We start from the raw sequence: 10,179 nt of genomic DNA on the forward strand, positions 1-10,179 counted from the left end.
TAAAAGAACTGTCCATAGCGCTGATACATTATGATGAGTTGTTTACATTAAATGTCTATACGGACTCGGATCAAATTATCAGCCAAGGGGTTCCGGAATTTGACAGCTTCATTGACGAGATTCTTCCGTCTGATGAGCCACAGGTGATCGATTGTGCATTTTCACCGTCCTTTCTTGATTATGTTCTGCCGAATGGTGTTGCTTAATACTGTGAAATGCCTTATAATTATGCATTGTGGCATATTGTGTTATCCCATGTTAAGTAGTCGGGATAAAAAAGATTTGTCGTTTTTTTCAAAAAAGGGCCCGATTTTCTTGAAAAAAGGGGTGAAAAAGGAACAAATAAGAGCAAATCAGGATGTATTTTCAAGCTCTTTTCAATTCAGTTTGGCCCTTTGCGCAAACCAAAAATACTGTGCAAATAGCACAATAAATAAGGAAAAAAAATGAGAAAACTAGCTTTAAATGATGAAATATTACTAAGTATCCAGCAGCCTGCCCGTTACATCGGGGGCGAGGTAAATACAGTAAATAAGGACCCGAAAAAAGTGGACATCCGCTTTGCCATGTGTTTTCCCGACGTGTACGAAATCGGTATGTCGCATCTCGGCATGCAGATTCTCTACGATATGTTCAACCGCCGGGAAGACATCTACTGCGAACGTGTTTATTCCCCATGGACCGATTTAGACAAGATCATGCGGGAAAAAAAGATTCCGCTGTTCGCCCTGGAATCGCAGGACCCGGTCAGAGATTTTGATTTCTTTGGAATCACGCTTCAGTATGAGATGTCATACACGAACATTCTGCAGGTTCTGGATCTGGCACAGATTCCGCTTCACGCGGCGAACCGGACGGAGAGTGATCCCATTGTCATCGGAGGCGGCCCCTGCGCCTATAATCCGGAGCCCCTGGCCGATTTCTTCGACATGTTCTATATCGGTGAGGGAGAGACGGTTTATTTCGAACTGATGGACCGCTATAAAGAAAATAAGAAACAGGGCAGGAGCCGCCGTGAATTCCTGGAACAGGCCGCCGAGATTGAAGGCATCTATGTTCCGGCCTTTTACGATGTGGAATACCATGAGGACGGAACCATAAAAAGCTTCCGCCCCAATAACAGCCATGCGAAGGAGACCATCACCAAGCAGCTGGTGGTGAACATGGACGACGCATACTATATCGAGACTCCCGTGGTTCCTTTTATCAAAGCGACTCAGGACCGCGTGGTTTTAGAGATCCAGAGGGGCTGCATCCGCGGATGCCGTTTCTGCCAGGCCGGCAACGTATACCGTCCGCTGCGCGAGCACAGCCTCGAATATTTAAAAGATTACGCCTATAAGATGCTGAAAAGCACGGGACACGAGGAGATTTCCCTGAGTTCCTTAAGCTCCAGCGATTATACGTACCTGGAAGGGCTTGTGAATTTCCTGATCGATGAGTTCAAGGGACAGGGGGTGAATATTTCCCTGCCATCCCTCCGAATCGACGCGTTTTCCTTAGACGTCATGAGCAAGGTACAGGATGTGAAGAAGAGCAGCCTGACCTTTGCCCCGGAAGCCGGATCTCAGAGACTCCGCGACGTAATCAACAAGGGACTGACGGAAGAAGTGATCTTACAGGGCGCGAACGACGCCTTTCATGGCGGATGGAACCGTGTGAAGCTTTACTTCATGCTTGGTCTTCCGACGGAGACGAAGGAGGACATGGAAGGCATTGCCGAACTCTCTGAAAAAGTGGCGGAAATCTACTATGAGATTCCGAAGGAACAGAGAAACGGTAAGGTAAACGTAGTGGCCAGTTCTTCGTTCTTCGTACCAAAGCCGTTTACTCCATTCCAGTGGGCCCGCATGTGTACGAAAGAAGAGTTTATCGAAAGGGCTTACATCGTCAAGGACAAGTTCCGGCAGATGAAGAACCAGAAGAGCCTTAAGTACAATTACCACGAGGCGGATTTAACCGTATTGGAAGGAGTTCTGGCGCGCGGCGACAGAAAGACCGGTGCGCTGATCGAGGAAGCCTATAAAAACGGTGCCATATACGACTCCTGGTCCGAATACTTTGACAACCGAATCTGGATGAAGGCCTTTGAGACCTGCGGCCTTTCCATAGATTTCTATACGACGAGAGAGCGAAGCCTGGACGAAGTTTTCCCATGGGATTTCATCGACGCGGGTGTTTCTAAAGAATTCTTAAAGAGAGAGTGGCTGAACGCCATTGATGAAAAATTAACGCCGAACTGCCGACAGAGATGTTCTGCCTGCGGCGGGATGCGTTTTGGAGGAGGTGTCTGCTATGAAAGTAAGAATTAAGTTCTCGAAGCAGGGCCCCGTTAAATTTATCGGTCATCTCGATGTCATGCGGTATTTTCAGAAGGCCATACGGCGTGCCGGCATTGATATTAAATACAGCGAGGGCTTTAGCCCCCACCAGATCATGTCCTTTGCGGCTCCCCTTGGACTCGGCCTGACGAGCAACGGAGAGTACATGGACATTGAGGTAAATTCCATGAGCAGCTGCGAAACCATGGTGAAACAGCTGAATGCGGTTATGGTGGAAGGAATTGAAGTTCTGGAGTGTCATAAACTGGAGGACAATGCGAAAAATGCCATGTCCATTGTGGCCGCCGCGGACTATACGCTTACGTTCCGCGAAGGAAAAGCGCCGGAGGATCTGGAAGCCTTTTTTGCAGGCCTGAAGGAATTTTATCAGCAGGATCAGATACTCGCAGTGAAAAAGACGAAAAAGGGTGAGCGGGAGATGGATTTAAAGCCGGCCATCTACGAGCTTACCACAGAAGGAGACCGTATCTTCATGAAGGTTTCCGCCGGAAGCCAGGACAACTTAAAGCCGGAGCTGATCATGGAGACGTATGACCGGTGGCGGGGCGAGTCCTGCCCGGAATTCGCCTTTTTAATCCAGCGGGAAGAGGTCTACGGCAATACCGGTGATGAAGAACACAGAAACCTGGTGCCTTTGGGACTTATAGGTGAAGAAGTTGAATAAGCTCATCATTACGAGATGGAACGGAGCAATCCTTACGATGGTTCAGTCAGACGGTGATACCGTGTCCCTGAACCTCGAGCCGGAGGAAGAGCGTTCCATTCTCGGCAGCATTTATATTGGTAAAGTAAAGAACATCGTGAAAAACATTGGGGCGGCCTTCGTCGAGATCGGAGACGGCTGTATGGGATATTTAAGCCTTGCGGACGGCTATATTCATCATGCCTCCGCAGCCAGTCCGGATGGCAGGCTGAGGGCCGGCGATGAAATCATCGTACAGGTTGACCGGGACGCAGTCAAGACAAAGGCGCCCGTCCTTACCGGCAATTTAAACTTCACAGGGCGCTACATCGTCCTGACGGCCGGTAAACGGCAGCTGGGGTTCTCCTCAAAGCTGTCGGATCTGGAGTGGAAGAAACAGATCAAACCCATTCTGGAGGCAGAAAAGGAAGAGGATTTCGGTATAATTGTGAGAACAAATGCGCCGGAAGCCTCTTTTGATGCGATTCTGGAAGAGCTTAAGAAAGGAGCATTATACCGCAGAGTCATGGAGGACGCCCTTCACCGGACATGCTACAGTCTCTTATACAAGACCCCTCCGTCGTATCTGACCGATATCCGTGACAGCTTTCACGGTTCTCTGGGAGCGATCGTAACGGATGAGACCGATATTTACGAGGCCATTCAGGCTTATCTCAAAAGCTTTCAGCCCGGAGACTTACAGAAGCTGACATTTTATGACGACGCCCTGCTGCCGCTGTCCAAGCTTTACAAAGTGGAAAAATCCATGAGTGAAGCGCTTGGCAAACGGGTATGGCTGAAATCCGGCGGCTATCTCGTCATCGAGCCTACGGAGGCGCTCTGCGTGATCGACGTCAACACCGGGAAGTACTCCGGCAAAAAGAATCTCCATGACACGATTATGAAGATCAACACGGAGGCGGCCGTGGAAATCGCCCGCCAGCTGCGGCTGCGCAACTTATCCGGAATCATCATCATCGATTTCATCGATATGGAGACAGAAGAGGACCAGCGGGAACTCTTATCCGTATTGTCCCGGGTTCTGGCAAAGGATCCGGTTAAGACATCCGTTGTGGAAATTACAAAACTGAATCTGGTGGAAGTCACCAGAAAAAAAATACGCAGGCCGTTCCATGAACAGGCCGCGCTTATAAAAGGGAAGGCAGACACATGAAAATCATAATTGTCGGGTGTGGGAAGGTAGGAACTACCCTGGCCGAACAGTTGAACAACGAACATCATGACATCACAATCATTGATAAGAACACAGCTGTTCTAAGCGCTATCACTGAGCGGATCGACGTCATGGGTGTCGTGGGAAATGGTGCGGTTTATAAGGTTCAGATGGAGGCGGGAATCCAGGAAACAGATTTACTCATCGCCACCACCAATTCAGACGAGTTAAATATGCTCTGCTGTCTGATTGCAAAAAAAGCAGGTAACTGTCATACGATCGCGAGAATCCGGAATCCGGAATACAGCTCGGAGACGCGTTATATCCGGGAGGAACTGGGGCTTTCCATGGCCATCAATCCGGAGATGGCTGCGGCCATGGAGATCTCCAGACTGCTTCGTTTTCCGTCGGCCATCAAGATCGATACCTTCGCCAAGGGCCGTATCGAGATTTTAAAATTCCTCGTTCCCGACCACTCGAAGCTCCATACCATGAAGGTCCGTGACGTTCTGGACAAGCTTCACTGTACCGTCCTGATCTGTGCGGTGGAGAGGGGAGAGGAGGTCATCATCCCCAGCGGTGATTTCGAGATGCAGGCGGGAGACAAGATCTCCATCATCGCGCCTCCTGCAGAATCCACGGAATTCTTCAAGCAGGCCGGAATCATCAATAATACCATCAAAACCGCCATGTTTGTAGGAGGCGGCAAGATCACGTATTACGTGGCAAAGCTTCTGGAAAACACGAAGATTCAGATCAAAATCATCGAACAGAACGGCGAACGCTGCAACGAGCTCAGCGAGCTGCTGCCAAAGGCCATGATTATCCACGGCGACGGTTCTGATCAGGAGCTGCTTTTACAGGAGGGCGTCCGCCAGACAGAGGCATTTGCATCCCTGACCGGATTCGACGAGGAAAACATCATGCTGTCGCTGTATGCGGCCAGCCAGTCAAAGGCGAAGCTGATCACAAAGGTCAATAAGATAGCCTTTGAAAATGTAATTAACTCCATGAATTTAGGCAGTGTGATCTATCCCAAGTTAATTACCTCTGATTCCATCCTGCAGTATGTGCGCGCCATGCAGAATTCCATGGGCAGCAATGTGGAGACACTCTATAAAATCGTGGCTAACCGCGCCGAGGCGCTGGAATTCCGCGTGATGAACGATCCCGCGATCGTCGGCATTCCGCTGGAGAAGCTTCGCTTAAAGGACAATCTTCTGGTTGCCTGCATTAACCGCAATGGAAGGATCCGGAGCCCCCGCGGAAAAGATGTTATTGAAACCGGTGACCGTGTAATCATCGTTACCACCAATACCGGATTAAATGATTTGAAGGATATACTAAAGTAGGAAAAGGCGAAGGAAATGAATAAGAAAATTATCGTCTATCTTCTGGGATGGATTATGAATATGGAAGCCATCTTTATGCTGCTTCCATGTGTGGTTGCTGCCATTTACCGGGAAAGCAGCGGAATCTGGTTCCTGGCCGTCATGGCGGTATGCGGAACGACCGGTCTTCTTCTGACACGCAGGAAACCGGATAATATGGTATTCTTCGCCAAGGAGGGCTTTGTCTCTGTTGCAATGAGCTGGATTGTGCTCAGCTTTTTCGGGTCCCTGCCCTTTTACTTAAGCAGGGAGATTCCCCGGTTTGAGGATGCCATGTTCGAGGTAATCTCCGGTTTTACGACGACGGGAGCCAGCATTTTAACGGATGTGGAAGGTCTGTCCCACTGTATGCTGATCTGGAGGAGTTTTACACACTGGATCGGAGGCATGGGCGTTCTCGTGTTTATTCTCGCCATCCTTCCGCTGGCAGGCGGTTATAACATGTACCTCATGAAAGCGGAGAGCCCGGGGCCATCTGTAGGGAAGCTGGTTCCAAAGGTAAAATCCACCGCCAAGATTCTCTACGGAATCTATTTTTTCATGACAGTGGTGGAGGTCATCCTCCTGCTTGTCGGCGGTATGCCGCTGTTCGATTCGCTGGCAACCAGCTTCGGTACGGCCGGTACCGGTGGTTTCGGCATCAAAAACAACAGCATTGCCTTCTATGACAGCTATTATCTCCAGGGAGTCATCACCGTGTTCATGATACTCTTTGGCATTAACTTTAACGTGTATTACCTATTCCTGATTCACCATCCGAAGGACGCGCTTCGCTGCGAGGAGGCGAGGGCTTATCTGGGAATTATCGGCGTAACCGTTCTTCTCATCACCCTCAATATCCGCGGAAGCTTTACCAGTATCTTTGCGGCCTTCCACCATGCGGCATTTCAGGTAGCATCCATCATCACGACCACCGGCTTCTCCACGGTAGATTTTGACAAATGGCCGGAATTCTCCAAGGGTCTGCTCGTCGTATTGATGTTCATCGGCGCCTGCGCCGGAAGTACGGGCGGCGGCCTCAAGGTATCCAGGGTCATTATTCTGCTTAAATCGGTGAAAAAGGAGTTATTTTCCCTGCTTCATCCGAGGAGTGTCAAGATCATAAAGATCGAAAGCAAACCGGTCGAGCATCAGGTCATCCGGTCCATCAATACATTTCTGGTGGCTTACCTGGTGATTTTCGTTCTCTCGACCGTGATCGTCAGCCTCGATAACTTTGATTTTACAACGAATTTCACCGCTGTGGCGGCGACCTTCAACAACATCGGCCCGGGACTCGGCGCTGTCGGCCCCACCGGCAATTTCTCCGGCTTCTCGGCCATGTCGAAATGGGTGATGATGTTCGATATGCTGGCCGGACGTCTGGAGGTTTTCCCGATGCTTCTGCTGTTTGCACCATCCACATGGAAAAAGTAAATATTTTTGTCAAAAAAAGCACAGGGGGCTGAATGGATATTCTTTCCCCTGTGCTTTTTGCATCCTGTTCGCAGTCGCGATACTTCCTTCTATTTATCGCAATCTCAGTCAATATACCTATTCCTATTCCTATGCCTCAGCCTCAGTCACAGTTCTACTTCCTATGCTCTCAGCCTCAATCACAGTACTTCTTCCTATTAATCCCTGCAAGCAGGATCACCAGAATCACATTCACCACCAGGATCCCGATCGCGGCCACGATCCCGACATGATCCGCCGCGCCGCCCACTATCTGGGGTGTCAGAATGCCGCCCATGGCGGAGATCGCCGTAAGCACCGACATGCCGAAGGTTGAGCCCTGGATCAGCGGTCCCGCGTCGGCGATGCAGGTGGGATAGATACCCGCCAGGAAAAAGCCGAAGCCGATCAGCGCGAGGGTAATGAGCGGAAGGCTCTTCGTAGAGATCAGCAGGAAAAAGCAGATACCGCTTCCCAGTGCGTTCATCAGTATGAGAGAGCTGCGTCTCATCCTTCCGGACAGTGAGGCGCAGACCAGCCTGCCCGCCATGATGACCAGCCAGGTCACCGACACCAGTGTGGTGGCATACGTCTCGCTCATGACCCCGGTATTCTGCAGATACGTGACAAACCAGCCGTTGATACAATTTTCCACACCCAGATAGAAGAAGAGGATCAGGGCGATACAGTGAAACTGAAAGGACTTTAAGAATCCCCGCCCTTCCCGTTTTCCGGATTGTTTTAAAGGTGCCGCATCTCTGGCCCGTTCATTTAACAGACTGTAATCCATGGTTCCGTAAGTGAGTGCAGAGGTGGCGGTGATGAAGATCAGGAGATAGACGACCGACCGCCAGCCAAATCCCAGCTTCAGCAGGACTGCGGTGAGAAATGGCGCCAGGAACGCCCCGACCGCGAAGCTGCAGTGCAGAAGGTTCAGCTTCCCGGCTGCGCCTCCATCGTAAATATCGTTGACGGCGGCGTTATTTATAATTGTAACAGAACCTCTCACAAGGCCATAGACCAGCATAATGCCGTACATGACAGGAAGCGGCGGCAGAAGAGTGAGTCCCAGCAGACAGAGCGGCGCCATGGCGGTCATCACTGTGATGGAGAACCGTCTTCCCATGGCGGGAACCATGACGGGGAAGAGGAAGCTGGCCAGAAGATTCCCCACCGCCATCACGGAGAGCAGTCCGCCCGCAGCCAGAAAGCTGATTCCGGCCTCCGCGATCACCGACGGCAGAATCGCTCCGATCACCAGCACCGCCATCCCGCTGACCGAATAGCCGTAGCAGCAGCGGATAAAAATTTGTTTCCTTCTATCTGTTTTCATGGGTATTACCCCTCCTTGTCAAACCAAACTTTTTCCAGTATACTAAGAAGAAAGTGGAAATACAAGGCAAAAACCCAGAAAAACTTTATAATTTTGTATTATTTATGTTGACTTTACAAAAGACAAATGGTATTATGTTACAGTATGCCGCACAATGAGGTCTAAAAGTTTTCGTGTAAAAGCGAAGCACCACAGTTGGCGAGTAATGATAATAGGAGGTGCCATATGTACGCGATTATTGCAACAGGTGGTAAGCAGTACAAAGTAGCTGAAGGCGATATCATTAAAGTAGAAAAGCTTGGTGTTGACGCTGGTGAAGCAGTCACATTTGATCAGGTACTGGTAGTAAACAACGGCGAATTAGCAGTTGGATGCCCGACAGTAGCAGGTGCTACCGTAACAGGTACAGTTGTGAAAGAAGGCAAGGCGAAAAAAGTCATTGTTTACAAGTATAAGAGAAAATCCGGATACCATAAGAAAAATGGTCACAGACAGGCTTATACCCAGGTGAAGATTGAAAAGATCAACGCTTAATTCAGGCAGAGACTATGATTAAAGTAACAGTTTTGGAAGATTCAGACAGAGTGGTCCGCGAACTTAAGCTTACAGGACATGCCGGGTACGGTGAGGAAGGGCAGGACATCGTCTGTGCCGCCGTTTCAGCCCTGGTATTCTCCGCTTATAACTCGATCGAGACCTTTACGGAAGACGATTTTGAGGGAAGTGCCGATGAACGTTCGGGAGACTTTCAGCTGCGTTTTTCAGGAGAGATCAGTCCGGAATCAAAACTCCTTATGAATTCTCTGGTGCTCGGGCTTACGAATATCATGGAATCATATGGGAAACAATATATAAAAATTCGATTTGAGGAGGTGTAAGTGATGTTAAAGATGAACCTTCAATTCTTCGCTCATAAAAAAGGTGTTGGATCTACAAAGAACGGCAGAGACTCCGAGTCTAAGAGGTTAGGTGCTAAGAGAGCCGATGGTCAGTTCGTATTAGCCGGCAACATTCTCTACAGACAGCGTGGTACTCATATCCATCCAGGTCTTAATGTAGGCCGCGGCGGAGACGATACACTGTTCGCTACGGTGGACGGCGTTGTCAGATTTGAAAGAAAAGGCAGAGACAAAAAGCAGGTTTCTGTTTATCCAAGAGTAATAAGCGAATAATTAGACCGGCTTCATACCTCACCGTATGAAGCCGTTTCTTTTAAAATGCCAATGGAAAGGAAACAGGTGAATTCATGTTTGCCGATAGAGCAAAAATATTTATTAAATCAGGAAAAGGCGGCGACGGTCACGTCAGCTTCCGCCGGGAACTCTATGTTCCCTGCGGCGGTCCCGACGGCGGTGACGGAGGCGACGGCGGCGATATTATCTTTGAAGTGGATGACGGTTTAAATACCTTAAGCGATTTCCGCCAGGTGCGCAAATACGCTGCCCAGGACGGAGAACAGGGAGGCAAGAAGCGCTGCCACGGGAAAAATGGCGGCGATCTCATCGTCAAGGTTCCGGAAGGAACGGTCATCAAAGAGTTTGAATCAGGAAAAGTCATCGACGATATGTCCGGTGAAAACCGGAGAGAAGTCATCTTAAAAGGCGGCCGCGGCGGTCAGGGCAACATGCATTACGCCACTCCAACCATGCAGGCACCGAAATACGCCCAGCCTGGACAGTCCGGCCAGGAGCTCTGGGTCCAGCTGGAACTCAAGGTTATCGCGGATGTCGGTCTCGTAGGATTTCCGAATGTTGGAAAATCCACGCTGCTCTCCCGTGTCAGCAATGCACGCCCGAAGATTGCCAATTACCATTTCACAACCC

General features: G+C 49.7%; 10 protein-coding genes. 9 read left to right on the plus strand and 1 reads right to left on the minus strand.

Going from position 1 to position 10,179, the window contains the following annotated elements; genetic code table 11:
- Nucleotides 1-446: 446 nt before the first annotated feature.
- The 5 genes from ACLTD4_RS12915 to ACLTD4_RS12935 are packed head-to-tail and all read left to right on the plus strand — an operon-like array spanning nt 447 to nt 7,005.
- On the plus strand, nt 447-2,312 hold the full coding sequence (locus ACLTD4_RS12915; protein WP_117620703.1) for a TIGR03960 family B12-binding radical SAM protein: 1,866 nt from the start codon (nt 447-449) through the stop codon (nt 2,310-2,312).
- Nucleotides 2,296-3,006: a TIGR03936 family radical SAM-associated protein gene (locus ACLTD4_RS12920; protein WP_117620702.1), complete on the plus strand. Its 711-nt coding sequence runs from the start codon at nt 2,296-2,298 to the stop codon at nt 3,004-3,006. The genes ACLTD4_RS12915 and ACLTD4_RS12920 overlap by 17 nt, the downstream gene beginning before the upstream one ends.
- Nucleotides 2,999-4,198: a ribonuclease E/G gene (locus ACLTD4_RS12925; protein ID WP_412331347.1), complete on the plus strand. Its 1,200-nt coding sequence runs from the start codon at nt 2,999-3,001 to the stop codon at nt 4,196-4,198. Before ACLTD4_RS12920 ends, ACLTD4_RS12925 begins: the two co-directional genes overlap by 8 nt.
- Nucleotides 4,195-5,550, plus strand: coding sequence for a Trk system potassium transporter TrkA (gene trkA, locus ACLTD4_RS12930; protein ID WP_055652760.1), 1,356 nt, complete (start codon nt 4,195-4,197; stop codon nt 5,548-5,550). Before ACLTD4_RS12925 ends, trkA begins: the two co-directional genes overlap by 4 nt.
- Before the next feature lie 15 nt (nt 5,551-5,565).
- Entirely contained in the window at nt 5,566-7,005 is a 1,440-nt protein-coding gene (locus ACLTD4_RS12935) for a TrkH family potassium uptake protein (protein ID WP_117620701.1), read from the plus strand.
- 175 nt (nt 7,006-7,180) lie between these two features.
- Here ACLTD4_RS12935 and ACLTD4_RS12940 read toward each other — a convergent pair whose 3' ends face one another.
- Complete coding sequence (locus ACLTD4_RS12940) at nt 7,181-8,356, minus strand: MFS transporter (RefSeq protein WP_117620700.1); 1,176 nt, start codon at nt 8,354-8,356, stop codon at nt 7,181-7,183.
- A gap of 225 nt (nt 8,357-8,581) precedes the next feature.
- Here ACLTD4_RS12940 and rplU point away from each other — a divergent pair, with 225 nt between their 5' ends.
- From rplU to cgtA, 4 genes are all read left to right on the plus strand, one after another.
- A complete protein-coding gene (gene rplU / locus ACLTD4_RS12945) occupies nt 8,582-8,890 on the plus strand; it encodes a 50S ribosomal protein L21 (RefSeq protein WP_002604079.1) in 309 nt (102 codons plus the stop codon).
- A gap of 14 nt (nt 8,891-8,904) precedes the next feature.
- Complete coding sequence (locus ACLTD4_RS12950; protein ID WP_002604078.1) at nt 8,905-9,234, plus strand: ribosomal-processing cysteine protease Prp; 330 nt, start codon at nt 8,905-8,907, stop codon at nt 9,232-9,234.
- A gap of 3 nt (nt 9,235-9,237) precedes the next feature.
- Nucleotides 9,238-9,528, plus strand: coding sequence for a 50S ribosomal protein L27 (gene rpmA / locus ACLTD4_RS12955; protein ID WP_002604077.1), 291 nt, complete (start codon nt 9,238-9,240; stop codon nt 9,526-9,528).
- A 74-nt stretch (nt 9,529-9,602) separates the two neighbouring features.
- Nucleotides 9,603-10,179: Obg family GTPase CgtA (gene cgtA / locus ACLTD4_RS12960; protein ID WP_412331348.1), on the plus strand; the 577-nt coding region annotated here is incomplete at its 3' end.

It is taken from the genome of Hungatella sp. (assembly GCF_046966825.1).